The organism is Enterococcus sp. CSURQ0835 (assembly GCF_902706605.1).
Lineage (GTDB): Bacteria > Bacillota > Bacilli > Lactobacillales > Enterococcaceae > Enterococcus_A.
The window spans coordinates 18,595-39,854 of the sequence record NZ_CACSLH010000025.1; the positions used below are offsets into that span (position 1 = coordinate 18,595).

Sequence of the window (21,260 nt, forward strand, 5' to 3'; positions counted from 1 at the left end):
AATGATTTCAACTCCCAGCGGAAACACCTCCTACACTTTTTTCCAGCCAATACAAGATCACGACCATTGGAATAATCAAAATGCTGTAGCTGACCACAAGCATCAATAAAAATTCGCGCGTCATGTAATACATCCCGATCAAATCCTTGGTCACGTTTGTCAGATCCATGATTGCAATCGCACTAAAGACTGAAGTTTCTTTTAGTAAAAAAATACAATTGGCTCCGACACTGGGGATCGCTAATTTCATTCCTTGAGGCAGCAGGACTACCGTCGCTAATTGAAATCCATTAAAGCCCAATGAGCGACCGACCTCCAATTGAATTTGAGAGACTGACTCAAAGCTAGCGCGAAAAACTTCTGCCATATAAGCCGCTCCTAAAAAGGTCAAGCCGATAATCGCGGCTAATTCTTTTGCCAACGGGATTCCCAGTTTTGGCAAGCCATAGTATAAGAAAAATAATTGGATCAAAAGCGGCGTATTGCGTGACAATTCGATATAAGCTGTCAAGATCCGTGTTAAGATCGGAACTTTAAAAAAGCGAAACAATGCGATCATAAACCCGAATAAAATGGATAACACGATCCCGATTGCACCTAGGGTCACCGTGACTTTCATCCCTTTGACAAACAACGGAATATTTTCTTGAATGATCTGCAAATCCATCAAATTTCCTCCTATTCAAACACCGCCAACGCTTGAAGCAGATCAGTCACTAAGTCATCAGCATCTTCAATTCCTACCGATAAGCGTAAAAGATCCGGCGTCAAACCATAAGACTCCCGCAGTTTTTCAGGAATATCCGCATGGGTCTGCGTCGTTGGATAAGTGATCAAACTTTCAACCCCGCCCAAACTTTCAGCAAACGTGATGATCGCTAACCGTTCTAACAAGGCAGCGATCTTTGTAGCATCGGTGACATAAAAGCTGATCATAGCTCCCTTTTCAGGATATAAAACTTGTTTGATCCCTGGATGATCGGCTAACGCTTTTGCAATTTTTTTAGCATTTTCTTCTTGGCGTTCGAATCGTAGCGGAAACGTTTTTAAACTTCGGATAAACAACCAGCAATCAAAACTGGCTAAGGTTGGTCCCGTTGTATTAGCGAGCCAGGCGATTTTTTCTCCTAATGCTTCGTCTTTTGTGATGACGGCACCAGCTAAAATATCATTGTGGCCAGATAAAAATTTTGTGCCTGAATGGATCACGATATCTGCCCCTAGCTCCAATGGTTTTTGGCGTAAGGGCGTTAAAAAAGTATTATCGACGATCAAAGTCGCGCCTATTTTTTTCGTCAATTCACTAACCGCTTCAATCGAGATCTCATTCATCAAAGGATTGGTGGGCGTTTCTAAAAAGACACCGGAGATTTTTTCGTTTAATTGATTTTTCAAACTAGTAAAATCATCAAAGTAATGAAACGTTGCACACTTTTGCCGTTCTAATTCCGTAAAGTAACGAAAGCTGCCGCCATATAGATCCCGCGAAACTAAAAATTCGCTCCCAGCATCAAAGGAACTGAACACTAATTGGATCGCGCTCATCCCAGAACTCGTGACAACAGCTTGCGTACCATTTTCTAATTTTGCTAACCCCGCTTCTAAAATATCTCGCGTTGGATTTTTAGTTCGAGTGTAATCATAACCGGTGCTTTGGCCTAATTTTGGATGCGAATAAGTCGTCGATAGATAGATTGGTGCTGAAATCGCGCCAGTTTGCTGATCACTGTGATTACCTAATTGAGTTAAATACGTTGTAATGTTGGTCATAAGCGCTCTCCTTTTTCTGCGATCAAGCGATCACAAGCTTCTTGTATGATGTTCGGTGTCGTCGCGAGATTCAAGCGAATGAAATTTTTAGTTTCCGGTGAAAACCATTCACCAAAATCAACGGCGAGCTTTGCTTGGTCTTGTACATAAGTCTTCACTTCATTTGCCGGAACTAAATCAGTTAAATCAAGCCACAACAAGTAGGTTCCTTCTAAAGGCCCGATTTTGATTTCTGGCAAAGCAGTGCCCAAACAATTCTTTACGTATTCATAGTTTTGCTGAATGACTTGCAATAAATTTTCCAACCACTGATCACCAGTCTCATACGCGACTTTAGCCGCTAGTTGGCCTAATGAGCTATTTTCTGTCTGGCGATGTCGAGCTGCCCACTCCTCGTAAGTACCGCGCCTTTTTGCTCCTGGAATCCAAATGTGAGAATGCAGCAAGCTCGCTAAATTAAACGTTTTCGACGGTGCATTGACGACGATCAAATTTTCCAACCCAGTAGCTGACGCAAGCGAAGCCGTTGACGTAAAGGGTTGAAAAACTAAATCAGAATGGATCTCGTCTGCGATCACGAGTACCTGATGGCGCTGGCAGATTTCTAAAATCGCCATTAATTCGGCTGGTTGCCAAACGCGGCCGACCGGGTTGTGAGGCGAACATAAAATAAAAGCTTTCACGTGTTCTTGTTCGATTTTTTGTTCAAAATCGGTCAGATTCATTTGATACGTAGCACCTTGACGGATCAAATTAGACGTCACCAGCTTCCGATCTTGTGCTACGATCGCATTGAAAAATGGATAATAAACCGGTGGCTGAATCAAAATCGCATCGCCAACTTCGGTAAAACAAGCAATCAAATCATAAAGCGACTGCACGACGCCGGTAGAAAAGAAGAGCCATTCCTTTTGAAACGGTGTTTGTTCATGACGTGCTTGCCAACCAGCATACGCTGCAAAATAATCAGTCGGTACATTCGAATAACCAAACACTCCGTGAGCTACGCGTTCTTGCAATGCGGCTACGACAGAATGCGGTGTTTTAAATTCCATATCCGCCACCCACAGCGGTAACAAATCAGCATCACCATACCGTTCAGCTAGCGCGTCCCATTTCAACGAATCGGTTTGTTTGCGGTTTACACCGTACGTTGCAATAAATGTTTCAATCGTCATGTCATCACGACCTTTCCGTAAATTAATTGTCGGTTAGCGGTCTAAATAAAAAAAGCCGCCCCTTTGCCAAAATTTGACAAAGGGACGACTTTGCGCGTTACCACCCTCATTTATGCTGACCTCACAGCCAACACCTCGACAGTTCCTAATGAAACTCGGCACTTTAACGGATGTGACCGTCTAAACAGCGTGAACCATTTAGAAAACTCAGAGCTCATCTTCATCTTTTAGCAAAGGTCCTCGTTTCCACCATCCGAGGTCGCTGTAACCCAACTAAAAACTACTCTTCTCTTCAATGTCTTTTTTTATATTAATCAAATTATAATATTATTTTCAAAATAGTCAACATTTTTTAAGCTTTTTCTTCTAATACATGAAATGCTTTAAAAGCTATTCCTTGTTCTTGCAATCCGGTCACCAGTCGTTGATACTGACTATCTGTCAAAGCTGGCGTGAAAACAGCCGTCTGATCCGCAACTTTTTTTTGCTGAGTAATGGGTACCTCGGCTGTCGTGAACAATTCTACTGACATCGCTGCTGGGTCATCCAATAAAAATAAATAGCGATATTCATGTTCAGGTGCTAAGATCGTTTCGGCTTCATAATGATTAAAGGGTAAGACCGGGTTTTTCCGTTCGATCGACACGATATCCAACAAATCATTTACGACACTGTTGGCAGTCGGCCGCGCCCCCGCTCCCGGACCATAAAAAACGGAATCCAACACGCGCGCACTTTTGACCTCGACAGCATTAAACTCATTGGCAACTGAAGCTAAGGGATCGTTTAATGCAATCAAAGTGGGGGCAACCGAAACTTGTAAGCCGGCCGCTGATCGTTTTGCTTGGCCCACTAATTTAACTGCGTAGCCTAATTTTTCTGCCGCCACTAAATCAGCTAGTGTCACGTCTTCAATCCCAGTGATTTGTAATTGTTCAATGGCTGGATCCATCCCAAAAGCAAATCGACTTAAGATGATCATTTTATAAGCCGCATCTAATCCGGCGACATCATTATACGGATCTGCTTCGGCAAAACCTAATGCTTGCGCTTTTTTCAAAGCTTCGGCATAGCTCAGTTTTTCCGTCAACATCTTTGTCAACATGAAGTTCGTCGTGCCATTGATGATGCCAACGATCTCATGGATTTCATCGCCTTGAAAACTCGTTGCTAACGTGCGTAAAATCGGAATGCCACCCCCAACACTCGCTTCATAAAAAAAACCAATTTTTTGTGCTTCTGCCAAGCGAGCCAGTGAGATTCCCGCGGTCGCCACAAGATCCTTGTTGCAACAGATCACATGTTTTTGCGCCTTTAAAACCGCCTCGATGTACCCACGAGCTGGATCAACGCCGCCGATTGCTTCGATGACGATCTCGATCTCGTCATCTTCTAAAATCGCTGCGATCTCGGTTACTGGATGTGCACCAAATGTTTCTACTTTGGCTTTTCTTTCAGCTTGATCGCGAACTAAAACTTTGCTGACGGTAAACGTAATTCCGGTGATCGCCGTTAATTTTTCTTGTTCACTCAATTGTTCTAAGATTCCAGTCCCCACGACACCGATCCCTAACAACCCAATTTTGATTTCTTTTGTCATTTATTTTCCTCCTGTCAAACTACTGATCGTTAGACTAAACCTTCGTATAACACTTTGATCGTTTGCTGATAGTCCGCATCTCGTACGCCGATCACCACATTCAAGTCATAATTACTTTGCGAGATCAATGACACGTTGATCGCATGCTGCCCTAAGATCGTAAATACTTTTCCCGACAGACCGACCGTTTGCTTAGACGCACGACCCACGACTGCGATCAAGGACAAATCACGATCAAGCGTGATTTCATCTAGAGCCAGTTCTGTTTCTAACTCTTCCATCACTTGATAAATATTTAGCGGTGTTGTTTCTTGCGAGAAGATCACCCGCACATTATCATAACCGCTTAAAATGTATTCGATCGAAATTTGATAATGGTGAAAAATATTCATCATCTTATTTAAAAAACCGACTTCCGGCATGATTTTACGTTTAGACATCAGCAAAGATAAATACCCCTTTTTCCCTGTAATCCCGGTGATCAAACGTTGATCCGAACTAGTTTCCGAGATCGTCGTCCCGACAAGTTGAGGCTGATTCGTATTTTTGATTTGGATCGGAATATTTTTTACTTCCACTGGCGAGATCGCTTCTTCGTGTAAAACGTTTGCCCCCATAAAAGACAGCTCTTGCAATTCTTGATACGTCACTTGAGAGACCGTCACTGGATCAGCGACTAGCTGCGGGTCTGCCAATAAAATCCCCGCGACATCCGTCCAATTTTCGTAGAGCGTCGCCCCAACCACACTAGCTAAGATCGCCCCTGTCACATCGCTGCCACCACGACTCATTAAATGAATCTCACCGTTAGGATAGGCACCATAAAATCCCGGCACGACAATTTTTTTATTTTTTACCAATACGCGTTGCACTTGCTGTTCGGTTTTAAGTTGATCGAGTTTGCCGTCGTAATGAAAAGCGAACAATTCTTTGGCATCGACAAACTGATACCCGAGATAGTTGCTCACTAAAAGAGCCGTTAAAAATTCCCCGCGACTGACTAAATATTCTGGCGTCGCACCTTGTTGCATGTGTTCCTCGATTTCCGTCAAGTAGCGTTCCAGCGGCAATTGCAGTCCTAATTCTTGTTTCACTTGCCAAAAGCGCTGTGTGATTTGTTCCCACAATCGTTTTCCAGAAACCCGATGACGCAAATGGGCCGCTAAGATATATAATAGATCGGTGATTTTATCATCTTGGGCTTGACGTTTTCCTAGGGCAGACACGACGATGATTTGCCGTGTCGGATCACTTTTTACGATCTGTTTTACTTTTTTAAATTGTTCTTCACAAGAAAGCGAAGAACCACCAAATTTTGCAACTTTCATTTTCTATCCCTCTCTTAACACCAGTCATAAGGCGTGACTTGGTACACATCATTGATCCAATTCATAAAAAATAAAGTAGCGTGGGCTCGCCAACGGTTGAAGATCTTCCCGTCAGCTGCAAAATAATTTTCAGGCGCAGCTGTTGCAAGTCCTTTTGCCTGGTCCCGTTCATATTCGACTTGTAACGTTTCTGTCTGGTATTCAAAATGCCCTAACACAAACAGTTGCTTATGATTCGCCGAACAAATGATACTAGGACCAGTCGCCTTTCCCGTCGCAATGACGTTTAATCCAGCTGACGTTAATTTTTCCGTTTCGATGCCGGTATAACGCGAGTGAGGCATGTAAAATAAATCATCAAAACCTGCAACCAATCGATCAGCTGCTTCAACTTGTTGAGGAAAGATACCAAAAATTTTTTCCGGTTGCAGCACTTTGTCGATTCCGTAATGATAAAACAAACCAGCCTGAGCACCCCAACAAATATGTAAAACAGATGTGCAATGACGTTTGCTCCATTCCATCACAGTAGTCAATTCCTGCCAGTAATCCACGTGATCAAACGCCATTTTTTCAACCGGTGCGCCCGTAATGATCAGCGCACCAAAATTAGCAGCTTTGACCGCAGAAAATTCCTGATAAAAAGTATCAAGATGACTGGCACTAGTCGTCTTACTTGCATGGTGTCTCATTTTTAAAAACGTCACATCAAGCTGTAACGGACTTTGGGAAAGCAGACGTAACAATTGGATCTCTGTCGTGATTTTTTGCGGCATTAAATTGGCGATCAAAATTTTTAACGGCCGGATGTCTTGTTGGCGCGCTCGTTGCGGAGTAAATGCAAAAATATTTTCTTTGGTTAAGATCTTCACCGCGGGCAGATCTTTCGGGACATTGATTGGCATGTTTACCTCCTTCTCTTTGAGTAAACTAGATAGTGTTAGACTTACTCTGCTAAAGAAAAAAGTTCCCTCTACCGACTTTCGGTAAAGGGAACTTTTCAGTTGACCACCCTTGCATTGCTGCCTCAAAGTACCACGTGATACTCGGCGCGTTAACGGGCGCAGTTCGTTTTCTTTGCGTGAACAAATCAAAAAACTCCAAGCTCATCTTCACAGACACTCACTGTCCTCTTTTTCACCTACCGAGGTCTCTGTCTCAGCTATTGTCCGTTACTCTTCTCTTCAGCGTTCATTGTTTTCTCATTTATTTTTCCAAATTATAAAGTGGCTGTTTTAAATTGTCAATTCCTAAAAATAAAAAAAGCGATCATTTTCCGTGCTATTTAAAGAAACGTTTTTTTTATAAAATTTTTTTGTTTAATTCTGTTTGACAACAGATTAAAAATTTTGTATTGTAAGACCAACAAATTAAAATTAAGTGTTGAAGAGAAGAGTAAATCAAATAAAATTTTAAGCGAGTCTGTGGTTGGTGGAAACAGATAATTCGATTTGATTGAAGATGGTCTCGAAGCTTCTGATGGCAAGTTGCAAGATGAACTGTCAGCGGGTCTGCTCCGTTAGTTAGCAACAGTATGTTTGTACTGGTCAAGGTGTATTTACACGAACAAAGGTGGTACCACGAGTCACGTCGTCCTTTCTTTCTTAGCAGAAAGAGAGGACTTTTTTTGTCCCCACCGACGATTAATCATGACAACAGTCAATTCAAGGAGGAATTTTTTATGAATGAAAACCAACAACATTTTGAAACGATCCAATTACACGGCGGGCAATCATTGGATGAAACTGGCAGCCGCGCTCTACCGATTTACCAAACGACGTCTTATGTTTTCAAAGATGCTGATGAAGCAGCGGCTCGCTTTGGACTGAGCGATGCCGGCAATATCTACACGCGCATCACGAACCCGACGACGGCTGTCCTTGAAGAACGTTTGAGTTTATTAGAAGGCGGTGTGGGAGCAGTTGCAACAGCTTCAGGATCGGCAGCCATCACGTATGCCATCCAAAATATAGCGGGCGTGGGGGATCATATCGTGGCTGCTTCCACTCTTTATGGTGGGACATATAATTTATTTGCTCACACCTTACCCGACTTTGGGATCGAGACAACATTCGTCGATCCAGACAACGTCGAAAATTTTGCGGCAGCTATCAAAGAAAATACGAAAGCCATCTTTTTAGAATCATTGGGCAATCCTGATATTACGATCATCGATTTTAAAGCTGTCGCAGAAATCGCCCACGCTGCTGAGATCCCTTTGATCATTGACAATACTTTTGCGACAGCTTACTTGTTCAAACCATTTGAAGTCGGTGCCGATATCGTCGTCTATTCCACCACAAAATACATTGCCGGTCATGGCGTTGCATTAGGCGGAGCAGTGATCGATTCCGGAAATTTCGATTGGACTTGCGGAAAATTCCCGCGTTTAGTCGAACCTGATGCCAGCTATCACGGTACATCATGGACACAAGCCGCTGGTAATGCCGCCTACATCACACGCTTGCGAACGATTTTATTGCGCGATACCGGTGCCACCCCGGCTCCGTTTAATTCATGGCTGACGATTTTAGGGTTAGAAACGCTTTCGTTACGTTTAGACCGACACGTCGAAAATGCTCAAAAAGTGGCGGAATTCTTAGCACAACACGAAAAAGTTGCGTGGGTCAACTACCCCACGTTAAAAGATAATCGCTACTATGATTTAGCGCAAACCTATTTTCCCAAAGGTGTCAGCTCAGTCTTTACGTTTGGGGTCAAAGCTGGTGCTTCTGCCGGTAAGACGGTGATCAACCAAGTAAAACTGTTCTCGCTATTAGCAAATGTCGGCGATGCCAAATCACTGATCATCCACCCGGCTTCCACCACTCATTCGCAATTATCAGCAGAACAATTGCAAGCCGTCGGTATTAAACCAGAAACGATCCGCCTATCTATCGGCTTAGAAAATGTCGCGGATTTGATCGCGGACTTAGATCAAGCACTGACAAAAATTTAACCGTAAAAAAGCAGCTGAGCTACTTAAATCAAGTAGTTCAGCTGCTTTTGTCTGATTAAATAAACTATTATTTAACGGCTGTGATCTTCACTAACATATTGCCACCAGGTGTCGCAATGGTCACCGTGTCGCCAACTTTTTTCCCGATCAAAGCCTGCGCGATTGGTGAATCATTTGAGATCTTACCCGCAAATGGATCAGCTTCTGCTTTCCCAACGATCGTGTATTCTTCTTCTTCCCCGTCAGGCTGTTCTTCAAAGACCACGGTCTTCCCAATCGAGATCTCATCTGCTGCAACATCTTCATTGTCGATAATTTGCGCAAAACGAATCATACTTTCTAACGTATTGATCCGACCTTCCACAAAAGCTTGTTCATCTTTAGCCGCTTCATACTCCGAGTTTTCGGAAAGATCGCCAAAGCCTCGCGCAATTTTGATCCGTTCGATAATCTCACCACGTTTGACCGTTTTTAAGTATTCTAATTCTTCTTCTAATTTTTCTTTGCCTTCATGAGTCATTGGATAAACTTTTTCTACCATAACACTGATCTCCTTTTACATAATTACGAAAAGTAATCTTTCGCAAAATTATTCTGCGAAAGATTACTTGTCCATTACTTTTTAATTCTTGAAGCCCACTTTACTACTTATTGACATATTTATCAACTAATTTCATATGTTGTTCATACGTCTTGGCATAATACACTTTTCCAGTTGACGTGTCAGCTACAAAGTAATAATAATCATTAGCTTCAGGTTCTAGCACCGCTTGGATCGCTTCTAAACTTGGATTGTCAAATGGTCCTGGACCGTAACCGGTATTCGTGTATAAATTATACGGTGAGTCGACCTCAGTATCTTTAAAGGTGACTAATTCTTTGTGAACCCCTAACGCATATAAGATCGAGATATCCGATTGGATTGGCATTTGCGCATCGATCCGATTGAAGAAGACTTGCGCGATCTTTCGGCGGTCATTCGGTGTGACCCCTTCTTTTTCAACTAAGGAAGCTAGCGTCATCACTTCTTGGACGTTCAATCCTTTTTGTTTGATCTTACTGTAATAAGGTGACATCACTTGGTTCGTCGTGTCAACCATTTGATAGACGAGATCTTCCAATGTCTTCGCTTTATGAATGTTATAGGTTGCTGGGAACAAATAGCCTTCTAACCGATAGCGAACCCCTTCTGCTTTACCCGCATCCGTTAACAGATCAGGATAATCTTTTTCCAATTTCTTGAAGAACGTTTCATCTTTCATCAGCTTGATGAAATCAGCTTTTTTAAATTTCGTTTTCTTCGCGATCAAGCTGCCGATTTTTTCGATGTCGTAGCCTTCTGGGACTGTCATCTTCGAATCAGGATCCAAAGGTTCGGCGCTTCCGCCTTGTTGTAATTTTTTACTGATTTGATCCAGCGACATGTTAGCGGATAAATGATAATAGCCCGCTTGGAAATTCGTCAGATTTTTCATCTTCGTATACAAATTGAAAACCGTCGCATCGCGAATGACTTGATCATGTTCTAAAATATCTCCGATTTGACGATTGGACGACCCGCTTGGAATCTCCACTTGGATTTTTTGTTTATCATTTTGATCAAGCGGCTTAAGTCCGGCATTGACATAATTATACCCCGAGATCAATAAGATCCCCGCAATGATCGCAATTGCTGCCGTCAACACATACACGATCTTTTTCGCAACTCGATCTTCTTTTCTTCTCGTTACACGTTTCAAGTTTTTCTCCTCACTTAAATCCCCTTCAAATTGTTCATCTTCTTCATGCAGACGTTCATATTTGAGTTTCATTTTTTCAAAAATAGAAGGCTCCTCATCTTCTGAAACCGAAGATGTTGCAGCCGCATGGTTTTCGATCGTATTTGAGGTTTTTGCTGTTTCTGAAGAAGGTCTGGCGATCACTGGCTCTTCGTGACGTTCGGAATGCAGCGGTTTTAATTGCCCCGCCCGTCGTCGCTCGCTGCGGCTAGTGAACTGTTCATCGGCTAACTGGATTCCTTGTTCAGCCCGTTTTTTACGGCTCTCCTCCAGCGCTTTCATAACTTGTTCCTTAAACGATTCTTCTCCAGAGTGTGTGTTTTGATCCTCAGACAAAACAACGCCTCCTTACTTCATGTCATAACTTTGTCTATTATACATGAAACTAAAGAGGAGGGAAACGGGATTTTATTAATAGTTATAAAAAAATCAATTAATTACTATTTTGAAAATTTGAAAAATGGCAGGCTTAAAAACAAGGGTAAACTAAGAGCTAAGATCAAAACGTAGCGTAAACTAAACTTTTGCACATGATCAATCGGCTTTTTTCATGAACACACCCTAGTGCCATGGAGTGAAGGGATTATCAATAATTTTTCTAGGCTTAATCACTCCCTGATCGCTTTTCAGCGTACAGCCGATACAAATTCAACTCGTATTGTTTTTTATCATCGGTCACAACGGTGTCTAAGATGAAGCCTGTCACTAACAACAACAAAGCCAAGATCATGATGCCAGTCGCTAAAACTGCAGATGGTACTTTGGTGATGTAGCCAGTCTTAACAAATTCCACGATCACCGGCATGCCAACCAATAAACCTAAGATAAAAAAGAGTGCAAACCAAATGCTGAAAAAAAACATCGGCTTGTAGTCTTTGCACATTTTAAAAATCGTCTTCAAGACTTTGAAACCATCGGAAAAAGTATTGAGCTTCGACTCACTACCTTCCGGACGATCACGGTAATCAATCGGGATCTCCACTAGTTTAAAACGTTTATCTAGCGCATGGATCGTAAATTCCGTTTCGATTTGAAACCCAGAACTCATCACTGGAAAACTTTTAACAAAGATACGATTGAAACCGCGGTAGCCCGTCATCACATCTTTTATGTCTGCCTGGTACAAATAATTGATAGAATTTTTGACTAGATTATTGCCAAAATCATGAAACGCGCGTTTGTTCTCATCGAAATACGTTCCGTTAGACAACCGATCACCAATCACCATATCGGCTTGCTCATTTTCCAATTCAGCTAGCAACTGGTGGCAAGCTTCCGCCGGATAAGTATCATCACCATCCACCATCAAATAATAATCCGCTTCGATATCAAAAAACATCTGACGGATCACGTTGCCTTTTCCTTGCCGCGGTTCTTTTTTGACGATCGCTCCTGCGTTTACAGCAATCGTGTACGTATCATCGGTTGAGTTGTTATCATAAACATAAATCTGAGCTTGGGGTAACTCCCGTTGAAAGTCATTAATCACCTTTTTGATCGTCAGACCTTCGTTGTAACAAGGAATCAAGATAGCAATTTTACTCATGAATAATCTCCTTAGAATAATTACCAGATAAATAATCAAAAATATCTGCTTAAATGTAGCAAAGATCAGTAGCTAGGAATGATATAATCAAGGGTAATAGATTTTATCTACAGAATCAATAATAACTTAATCCGTTCTCAATAAACTAGATTTTTCAAAACTAATTACTAGTGTTACCAATGATACACTTTCCTCTCTGATACTAGATAATATATTCTAGTCATGTATCAATCTTGTTTATCACCTTTTAACACTCAAATTTTCTCAATTTACTTTTCTAGCTAATTTTTTTGGAAAAGAACTTGTTCTTGTCCCTGGAATTGATCAACCGGATGATACTTGGTTTGTAAAATTTTCAAAACCGTTTGATCTAGATTAGAGTCATTTACTGGTTGATCTAATATTTCCTGTTTCACAACAATATATTTAGGCGATGAAACTGTCAAAGCTTGTTGGAATTCCGACTGTAACTTAGGAAATTTCGTATAATCAACAGCTGGTAAAACAAAAAAACGTGAATTAGCATAACGATTACTCAATAAATAAAGATTAGCTCCCAAATTATGGACATAGATTTTATCATTAACCGTAGAATGACGTTTAATGTAATCTGCTAGATCTTTTTCTTGTTTAACGTTTTGGTTTATTTCTTCTGTCCCACGATTGGTTACTAAGACTTTATTTTGAATATCTCTTTTAGTTGCTAGAGCTGGAATCATTAATAGTAACAAACAAATAAAGAATGCAGTAACTGATGACTTAGCCTTTTTTAAAAGAGTAGCTAAAAGAATTGCTAGAAAGAGTAATATGATCGGTAATTGCGTCACTAAATAATGAAGATACGGGCGACCCGAAAGAACAACTGTATAATAATTGGCCAGAAAATAAATACTAAGAACTACATAAAGCCGCTTTTGTTCTCGCGGAGCCTTGTTCGTCATCATACTGATTCCAGCTAATGCTAATAAAGCTAAAAGCCCATAAGGAATTAAAACTTCTAAAAAAAAGCGACACATTTTTAGGCGCTCATTCCAAGTGGTTGCTGAATATCTAAAATTCATCACAAAAGCTTGCTGAATCATTTCAGTAAGATTTCCAATTCTCCAACAATACAAACATATCAAAAGAACAACAACGACGCCCCCTAAAAATATCAAAATCGTTTGTTTGACCAATTTTTGATAATTTTTTTCAACCATTCCTTCAATCAACAGACTAAAGCAAAAAATCACCCACAGAGCAATCATGTTTCCCCGTAAAAAGAAAGTTAGACCTCCTAAAACACCAATCCAAGCATATTCTACACTAGCCAATTTGTGATTGAGAAACAACTTACAAAATAAATACAAAGCATTGGCGATTAATGCGACTGCATATCCTTCTGATAAATTTCCACCTTCATATATATGAAGAAACAGTCCAATTGTCATCGGAAAAATAAAGACTGACGCAATTTTGTTTTTAGTTAGTAAAAATGCCGTACGAGAGATAAAAAATAATGCCATCGCTAAAAAGAAAACTTCTACTAACCATAAACCAGTTACTCCTAGATTAAGTTTAACTGCAAAAAATTCGATTAAAAATAAAAAAGGCCCCTTATGATCTAGCATCTCTGTATAAGGAATCAATCCGTTTGCCATTCCTTTACCAAAATAGTAAAACATCGAGCTGTCATGACCTAACAATATCTTAGAGAAAGGATTTGACCAAAACCCCAAACTTATCACTATTAAACTGACCAAAAAGATTATTACAACAAAGACATTTTTTAAATTTTTTTTTGACATACGCGCTCCATTCAACAAATGACACCCTTTTAAAGAGTGCCATTCATAGTTTTGCTATTTTAATCCTTCAAAATGAAAATAACGATCTATTCCATCAGCTATTGTAAAGTTGTTCTTAAAGCCCAGTGTTGTAAGACGCTGAGTGTCTGCTAATGAATCACGAATGTCCCCGCTACGTTTCGCTTGATAATCAATTGGTAATTTTAAACCTAAACTTTTATTCATCACATCAATCAATTGATTCAAACTCAACGCTTTTCCCGTTCCAACATTAAATTGTCGACCCAATGCCGTCTTTTTATCTGCTACTAAAAGCAATGCTTGAATCACATCATCAATATAGACAAAATCACGAGATTGACTACCATCACCAAATAAGGTAAAGTTTGCCTCTTGACCAGCCTGCAACTTTTTATACCGATCAACTAAAATCGAGATCACTCCGCTATAAGGTGATTTGGGATTTTGATTTGGGCCATAGACATTGAAAAAGCGGACAGCACTACAAGGAACATCATATAAGTTTGAATAAGCCAATACATAGCTCTCTGCAGCAAATTTATCAATCGCATACGGAGTCAATGGTCGAATGACAGACTCTTCTTTTTTAGGTAATGTCGGCTCGTCTCCATAGACTGCCGCCGATGAACTGAAAACTAATCGTTTTAACTTTTTTTGCGTTCGACGAGTTAATTCTAACAGTAACAAAACACTATCGAAATTGACCTGATGCGTTTCAACTGGACGAGCTACGGAATCTGCTACACTCGCAATAGCAGCTAAATGGAAAATATAATCAAACTTATAATTTGTGAGTGTGTCTTCCATCAATTGTTGATCGGTTACAGATCCCTCAATAAACGTGAGATTAGGAGAATCAATTAAGTTGCTCTTCTTCCCCATGGAAAGATCGTCAATCACTACAACTTGATGATCTTTTACTAGATAATTAGCTAGATTAGATCCAATAAAACCGGCACCGCCCGTAACTAAATATCTCATTATCTCTCCCCCTCAATCTGGTCATGCAAAGCAATCTCTTCATCTCTATTCCACCAAAGATTTAACCGACCCAAGTATAGCCAAAAAATTAACGTTCCAATCGTATTTACTAAAACAAACTCATTATTGAAAAATCCTGAAGCAGCAATCACAATAACAATCAAAGTATACAAATAAGGATAGCTCAACAATCGAAGTTTCTTTTTAAACAAATGAGCTAATACTTTGTACGCATTAAAAATAAAATAAGCCATAATCGAAACAAACCCTAAAACTCCCGTTGAAGCTAACAGATTGATAAAGGTATTATGGGTAACGATCTTTTTCTGAGCAATATATGTTTTAGGTAGTTTATCAACTGCATAAGGAAACAGATTTCTAGGTGATACACCAAAAATAGGCGATGTTTTAAAAATTTCAATCCCACTTTGCCAGATAGAAAAACGCATATTGGAAATGTCGTCATTGTCTGCCACATCTTTTCTCGTTAAATCAGCCTTATCTGATTTTTTTGGCGTATTTGGGTGAATATCTGCTATTGAAATATGTGATAGCACTGTTTTTGATCCAGCTTGAATCCCCGTAAAACATACTCCCACCACAATTATTGCTAATATACTCAAAATAATTTTTTTCAATAATCCTGCTTTTACCAATTTTTTATTAGAAAAAACTGCAGCAAAGGTAACCAAAACTAAACTCAAGTAACATAGTAGCAACGCACTTCTCGAACCAGATAAAAGCATATAACAATATTGAAGAATAATATTGAAGAATAAAAAAACCTTAGCTAGATTAGAATAGAGCTTCCAGTGACTGACTAAATAAAAAATCGATAATATTAAAACGATTACTGCTGTAGTAGCTCCAAAGTTAGGATCTCCGTAAATACCAAATAGACGAGATTCTAAAAAACCAATTCGGATATGATCTCTTGGCCCCGGCCCATAGACATAAACATAACTAAAACGAATAAGATACATCCCTATTGAAATAAGTGACATTATAAACGTACCTATAATCAAGATCCAATCGATTCGTTGAAAAAAAGTATCCTCTTTACTCAACCGTTTGACTAATAAGTAAAGTCCTAAAATATAAACAGCATTCCAAGCCAATAATTTGATATTCCCACCTAATCCATACTGGCGATTGATAATACTAGATATAAAAAAGACGAGTAAAAAAATCACTAGCAACCAATCACTGGTCACGACCTTTTTCTGGGAAAGGACCGTTATACCTTCATAAATAGCAATAAGTGCACCAACTGCACCTAAGATACCAAAAACTATACTATCGTACTTAGATGGTAATAAACTAAACACATTAAAGGAACGAACGATCAACGCAACTAGCAAAACTAAAAAATAGCTTTTTTCAAAAAACTTTATTTTCTCTTCGATATCATTTGGTACTTTTTTATTCATCTTTCTCTCTCCACTCATTTAGTACCCGTTCCCACTTTTTCATTACTGTTGTTACACTGAATTCTTTAGCTCGTTTTAGCGACTTGACTTGCCACGCTTGTCTTTCAGCTGGCTGTTCAATCAAACGATTAACAGCTTTCCCCATCGCTGTTGTATTTAAATCCGCGATTAAAATTCCATCTTTTCCATTTTCTAACAACTCTTTAGCTCCACTATGATCAAAACTTATGATCGGTAATCCAAACGATAATGCTTCGATCATCACTAGTGGCAAAGCTTCTGTCCGTGAAGTTGATAAAAAGATGGAACTGTTTAGATAGTGTGCTACCAATTCATCCCCCGTCAGCGGGCCAACAAATTGGATTTTAGTGGTGACTCTCATTTGGTTAACCAGTTCATTAAAAGCAGCTTCTTCTTTTTCAGATCCTTGTCCCGCCACCCTAATCACCCAAGGATCTGGAAGACTTTTGGCAACTTCACATAAAAGATCCAACCCTTTAATTTCAATATCTAAACGGGTGGTAAAAGAAATCACTGATTGTCGTAGATCAGACTTACCTGTGCTGGCTAAAATCAGCGGATTGTAAATAATTTCGGTTTGCGGATTAAGTTGTTGGTAAACTTGCCAAGCTTTCTGACTTAAACAGATAACTTTATCTGCTTGCTGAAGACTTTCTTCAAACACTGGTCGATAATTTTTAGTTACCTCTGACGCATAATCCGGATCCTCATGGAGCCAAGCAATCAATTTGATTTGTGGAAATAGCGCCTTAATTCGTGAACAAAACCGGACGATTGCGACATAAGAATTTAAAATAATTACATCCAGTTTTTCTTGCTGAATAATCTGAGTCAAATGCTTAAATTCATCATCGATATATCGACTAGGAGTCAACTGGTGTTGTAGCCCAAGCTCGATTCCTTTTTTCACTTGAATGATCCTTTTTTGCCAAATCGATCGTTGCTGGACTAGACTACAAAATCGTTTACTAGGAATCGCTGTTACATTAGCTTCATCTTCGTAAGGCAAAAAATAAACATCATGATTTTCAGCTAATTGGTTCCCCACAGCTGCTGCCACTAAATTGGCTCCCCCATAACCAAATGAAGGACCAACAATTCCGATTTTCAATTTCACACAACCTTTTTATTTGATGATTCGTTTAACTAGCCGACCCGCAATTGATCCTAAATAATGAAACTCACTTGTTTTGAAAAAACAAACAAGATATAAAACAAGCCCCACTAACAGTGCCGTACCCATTTTAAGGAGAATACTTATAAAGTTAGTATACGGTAAAAATTGCTGTGTCGTCAAAACAACTACTGAGGCTAAGATCAGTGGCAGCATATAGAAAATAAATAATTTGATATAAACTCGCAACGGTTCTTCCAAACCATACTTAAAGATATAGTGGACTTCTACCCACATGACATACCCAAAAGATGAAATAATCGTTCCTAGTAACACCCCGTTGATTCCCATTTTAAACGCCATCAATAAAACCAAGGAAGCGGCCAGATTGATGCCTGCCTCAATGATCGATTTCCAACGTTGGACCCAATACAACCCAAAAGAATCAATGAAGACAAAGTTGGTATTTCGAAACATTTGAATGACTAAGTTAAAAATGATCAACCCTACTGTCAGCGGTGGTAAAGTGAATTTCTCCCCAATCCACCAGGTAATAAAGGGGTTTAAAATCGCAATCAAAATCAACGTAGCAAAATAAATCATCGTGTAATTAACAAATAAATGACGACGAAACAGTTCCAATGCTTGTCTTTTGTTAGCAGAAACAATATAATTCCCCACACTCGCCGTAACTGAATTTGTAACTTGTTTACAGAGGTTTTGCACATTATTGATGATCATCGTGTAATTCGAATAGTAGCCTACTGCAGCTAAACCAACAAAACTTGAAATCAAAATACTATCGGTCCCCATAACGACGACTCCACCAATTTTAGAACTCATGTTACCGACAACATTTTTCTTGATCTCCTTGACTTCTGCTTCTGAGAGTGGCTGATGACCTGACTCTTTTAAAAAAGGATAATCATGGTCGACTTTTAACGAAATACTGATATTCCCTAATAAAGTAAAAATCAATTGTACCACTAGATAGATCGTGAAGCTTTGATAGTGGAACAATAAAAAAATCTGTAAAGCATTACTAAACAGTAAAAATAAGAAATCATTGATATTCACAGTATAAGTCCGCTGATCCGCAATCAGCATCGAGCGTTTGTAGGTGAAAAAGTAACTCAAAACAGAATTACCAAGAAATAGCAGATAAAACCAGACAAAGTGATCAGTTGTTGCTAAGTCAGCCGAAAAATATTTTAAAAAGGGTACTAAGGTTAAACCTAAGACAGCTACAGCTACTCCAATGTAGTGATAGGCCTTTTTATATAGGTCCATCAGTGCCTTGATCTCCCCTTGATTATTTTCAGCTATCGGACGATACATGGAATAGACAATGGACGTCCCGATACCTAACTCAGCTAGCGAAAGCAGACTCAAGATATTTGAAAACAATCCGTTGATTCCTAAATAAGTGACCCCTAAAAACTGGATAAAATAGGTTCGTGCAACAAATTGAATCACTAATTTAAAGAAAAAGACAATCGTCGAAATTGATGAGTTCATCAACGAGTAATATAATCTGGATTTTTGCATTTAACTCTCCTTTACTCAGAATGCTTCCGTTTGTTTTTTTCCTGTTGTAGAACTAAGTAACGATAAAAATGCGGATTGAAACTCAGTACGATAATAGCTATTTTTCGGCTTTTAGTAAAACCTGAGTAAGATAAAATGAACCCTCGTTCTTTTTTCAGCGTTTGGATTACCTTTTGCTGTTCTGAGACGGGCACTGGATTCGTCGAAACAAGCATTTTATCCAATACAAAAAAGTAAGCCCAGCAAATTCTCCGTCGACAGATTGCTGCTAATTCAGGGTAGTACGCCAATACTAAAGCCGCATTCTTTTCCCAAGCCTCGATTACATCAAAACTTTTTTTAGAAAAAGCAGCACCAATGATACTATCGTCACGATGAAAATAAAAGTAGCCTGGCCAATCAGACACGACTACTCGTTCGGCTTGTAATAAAAGTTTCATAATAACAAAAGCATCTTCCACGATTTTTCCAACTGGAAAACGAACCGTTTCAAACAAGGTCTTTTTAAATAATTTATTGGTCGCATAAGCATAGAACTGATTTCCCTGTAAGACAGCAATTATAGCCGCTTTTTGATCTAACACCTCGACTTTGCCATGCTCGGCTTTTTGGATCAAACGACCGTCATAGACATCAACCAATTCAACAGAACTAATGTCAGCTTGATAATTGACTAGATTCCCATACAAGTTAGCTAGCATTTCAGGAGCAATGTAGTCGTCACTATCAATGAAACAAATAAACTGGCCTTTAGCCTCTTCAATTCCAACATTTCGAGCATCACTTAACCCGCCGTTTTTTTTATGAATCACCCGAATTTCAGGATGTTCAGCTGCATAATGGTCACATATTTGAGTTGAATGATCAGTTGAACCATCATCGATCAACAGAATCTCATATTTATCATCAAATGTTTGGTCTAAAATTGAGTCGATACATTTTTTTAAATACTTCTCAACATTATAAACCGGCACAATGACACTGATTTGATACATCTTATTTCCACCTAAATTTTTATTTATGCTGTATTCACAATTAGTCATTTTAGCATAAAAATGAACAATAAAGTCATTTTCATTTTAAACTATACTCGTTTTTAAAAAGTTGAAAGTTTTTTAACCAAAAAAAGCCGTGTGATTCACTACACGACTTTTTTTCGTAACACTTCGATCGTTTGTCGCAAAGCTTCATCCAAGTCAAAGAGACTTTTCCAGCCTAACTGGTGAAGCTTACTCGGATCTAACAATGCTTTGCTAGCTTTTGAGAAACCTTTTTGTTCTTCTGCATCAGGCAAATCAAAGATTACCTTTTGACCACTGACAGTGGCTATTTTTTTAGCCAGCTCTTTTAAACGTAAATCAAATTCGGCAACTGCAATATTGTAGGCTTCCCCACTTTCGCCGTGGCTTAGTAAGAAGAGGAGCGCTGAGACGACATCCCCCACATAAGCGTAGGAAAAAAATTGCTCGCCTTGACTTTTTAATACGATGTTTTCTTGCCGAGCCCCATTTAATAAAAATTGTGAAGCAGCTTTGGAATCATTCAATAGCAGAGTTGGGCCAAATGTCCGACAAATTCGCGGCATCACGATATCGACTCCGTATTTAGAACGATAGGCTTGACACAAACTTTCACTCGCCCTTTTTCCTTCTGGATAACCTGCTCGCAACGTGTTGCAATCGATATAACCGCAATAGTCTTCCGTAAATCGTTCCACATCGCCGCGATTCTCACCGTAGATTTCTACTGTCGACAAAAAAATCACTCGCTCAGTCTTAAAAGCTACCGCATAATCAAGGACTTGTTTTGTTCCCATCAAACTGGTCATGACCGTTCCGATTGGATCAGTTGCATAAGCTCGTGGATGCGTATTGCTAGCAGCATGGATAACATAATCGGCTTCGACCGTCAATGGCAACGGCTCAGTCACATCCCCTTTTACTAATTCAAAAAAATCTGAAGTAAGATAAGGAGTAAAGCGTTCTTCCAAGCGTAGCTTATTGCGACCCATCGCATAAATTTTTATTTTTGCATTATAAACATGATTCCGCCACATCAAAAAATCAACTAAGTAAGAGCCGATCATGCCGGTTGCACCAATAATCAAAAAGGAATGTCCATCAAGAGTACTCGAATTTTGGAGATGATCGATCTTTTCAAACTCCGCTGTAAAAGATGTTACTTCATTCAAGAAATCCC

17 protein-coding genes and 2 other annotated features are annotated in these 21,260 nt (G+C 39.5%); of the genes, 1 reads left to right on the forward strand and 16 read right to left on the reverse strand.

The genetic code is table 11. From position 1 onward, the window contains the following. Positions 1–7 precede the first annotated feature (7 nt). From GVJ38_RS10285 to GVJ38_RS10310, 6 genes are all read right to left on the reverse strand, one after another. A complete protein-coding gene (locus tag GVJ38_RS10285; protein WP_159723074.1) occupies positions 8–667 on the reverse strand; it encodes an amino acid ABC transporter permease in 660 nt (219 codons plus the stop codon). Positions 668–678: 11 nt separating this feature from the next. Further along, positions 679–1,770, reverse strand: a complete 1,092-nt coding sequence (locus tag GVJ38_RS10290) for a PLP-dependent transferase (RefSeq protein ID WP_159723075.1) — start codon at positions 1,768–1,770, stop codon at positions 679–681. Further along, positions 1,767–2,948: a MalY/PatB family protein gene (locus GVJ38_RS10295; protein WP_159723076.1), complete on the reverse strand. Its 1,182-nt coding sequence runs from the start codon at positions 2,946–2,948 to the stop codon at positions 1,767–1,769. The genes GVJ38_RS10290 and GVJ38_RS10295 overlap by 4 nt, the downstream gene beginning before the upstream one ends. Before the next feature lie 77 nt (positions 2,949–3,025). Further along, positions 3,026–3,253 (reverse strand) — a binding site (T-box leader). Between the two features lie 47 nt (positions 3,254–3,300). After that, on the reverse strand, positions 3,301–4,548 hold the full coding sequence (locus GVJ38_RS10300) for a homoserine dehydrogenase (protein WP_159723077.1): 1,248 nt from the start codon (positions 4,546–4,548) through the stop codon (positions 3,301–3,303). Between the two features lie 29 nt (positions 4,549–4,577). Further along, entirely contained in the window at positions 4,578–5,876 is a 1,299-nt protein-coding gene (locus GVJ38_RS10305; RefSeq protein ID WP_159723078.1) for an aspartate kinase, read from the reverse strand. Between the two features lie 14 nt (positions 5,877–5,890). Further along, entirely contained in the window at positions 5,891–6,781 is an 891-nt protein-coding gene (locus GVJ38_RS10310) for a homoserine O-succinyltransferase (RefSeq protein WP_159723079.1), read from the reverse strand. A gap of 469 nt (positions 6,782–7,250) precedes the next feature. After that, positions 7,251–7,477: a binding site (T-box leader), on the forward strand. An 80-nt stretch (positions 7,478–7,557) separates the two neighbouring features. Here GVJ38_RS10310 and GVJ38_RS10315 point away from each other — a divergent pair. Next, positions 7,558–8,835, forward strand: a complete 1,278-nt coding sequence (locus tag GVJ38_RS10315) for an O-acetylhomoserine aminocarboxypropyltransferase/cysteine synthase family protein (protein ID WP_159723080.1) — start codon at positions 7,558–7,560, stop codon at positions 8,833–8,835. 67 nt (positions 8,836–8,902) lie between these two features. Here the strand turns inward: GVJ38_RS10315 and greA are convergent, their stop codons facing one another. From greA to GVJ38_RS10365, 10 genes are all read right to left on the reverse strand, one after another. Beyond that, on the reverse strand, positions 8,903–9,376 hold the full coding sequence (greA, locus tag GVJ38_RS10320; RefSeq protein ID WP_159723081.1) for a transcription elongation factor GreA: 474 nt from the start codon (positions 9,374–9,376) through the stop codon (positions 8,903–8,905). A gap of 103 nt (positions 9,377–9,479) precedes the next feature. Then, positions 9,480–10,949 carry an endolytic transglycosylase MltG gene (gene mltG / locus GVJ38_RS10325; protein ID WP_235032866.1) on the reverse strand — a complete coding sequence of 490 codons (1,470 nt, stop codon included), beginning with the start codon at positions 10,947–10,949 and terminating at the stop codon, positions 9,480–9,482. A gap of 268 nt (positions 10,950–11,217) precedes the next feature. After that, positions 11,218–12,159, reverse strand: a complete 942-nt coding sequence (locus tag GVJ38_RS10330) for a glycosyltransferase family 2 protein (protein WP_159723082.1) — start codon at positions 12,157–12,159, stop codon at positions 11,218–11,220. A 281-nt stretch (positions 12,160–12,440) separates the two neighbouring features. After that, positions 12,441–13,961, reverse strand: coding sequence for a hypothetical protein (locus GVJ38_RS10335; RefSeq protein WP_159723083.1), 1,521 nt, complete (start codon positions 13,959–13,961; stop codon positions 12,441–12,443). Between the two features lie 39 nt (positions 13,962–14,000). After that, on the reverse strand, positions 14,001–14,951 hold the full coding sequence (locus GVJ38_RS10340; RefSeq protein ID WP_200849490.1) for an NAD-dependent epimerase/dehydratase family protein: 951 nt from the start codon (positions 14,949–14,951) through the stop codon (positions 14,001–14,003). After that, positions 14,948–16,378 carry an O-antigen ligase family protein gene (locus tag GVJ38_RS10345; protein WP_159723085.1) on the reverse strand — a complete coding sequence of 477 codons (1,431 nt, stop codon included), beginning with the start codon at positions 16,376–16,378 and terminating at the stop codon, positions 14,948–14,950. The genes GVJ38_RS10340 and GVJ38_RS10345 overlap by 4 nt, the downstream gene beginning before the upstream one ends. Next, entirely contained in the window at positions 16,371–17,510 is a 1,140-nt protein-coding gene (locus tag GVJ38_RS10350) for a glycosyltransferase (protein WP_159723086.1), read from the reverse strand. The genes GVJ38_RS10345 and GVJ38_RS10350 overlap by 8 nt, the downstream gene beginning before the upstream one ends. Before the next feature lie 15 nt (positions 17,511–17,525). Further along, a complete protein-coding gene (locus GVJ38_RS10355) occupies positions 17,526–19,061 on the reverse strand; it encodes a lipopolysaccharide biosynthesis protein (RefSeq protein ID WP_159723087.1) in 1,536 nt (511 codons plus the stop codon). An 11-nt stretch (positions 19,062–19,072) separates the two neighbouring features. After that, on the reverse strand, positions 19,073–20,056 hold the full coding sequence (locus tag GVJ38_RS10360; protein WP_159723088.1) for a glycosyltransferase family 2 protein: 984 nt from the start codon (positions 20,054–20,056) through the stop codon (positions 19,073–19,075). A gap of 146 nt (positions 20,057–20,202) precedes the next feature. After that, a complete protein-coding gene (locus tag GVJ38_RS10365) occupies positions 20,203–21,252 on the reverse strand; it encodes an NAD-dependent epimerase/dehydratase family protein (RefSeq protein ID WP_442896049.1) in 1,050 nt (349 codons plus the stop codon). Positions 21,253–21,260: the final 8 nt, after the last annotated feature.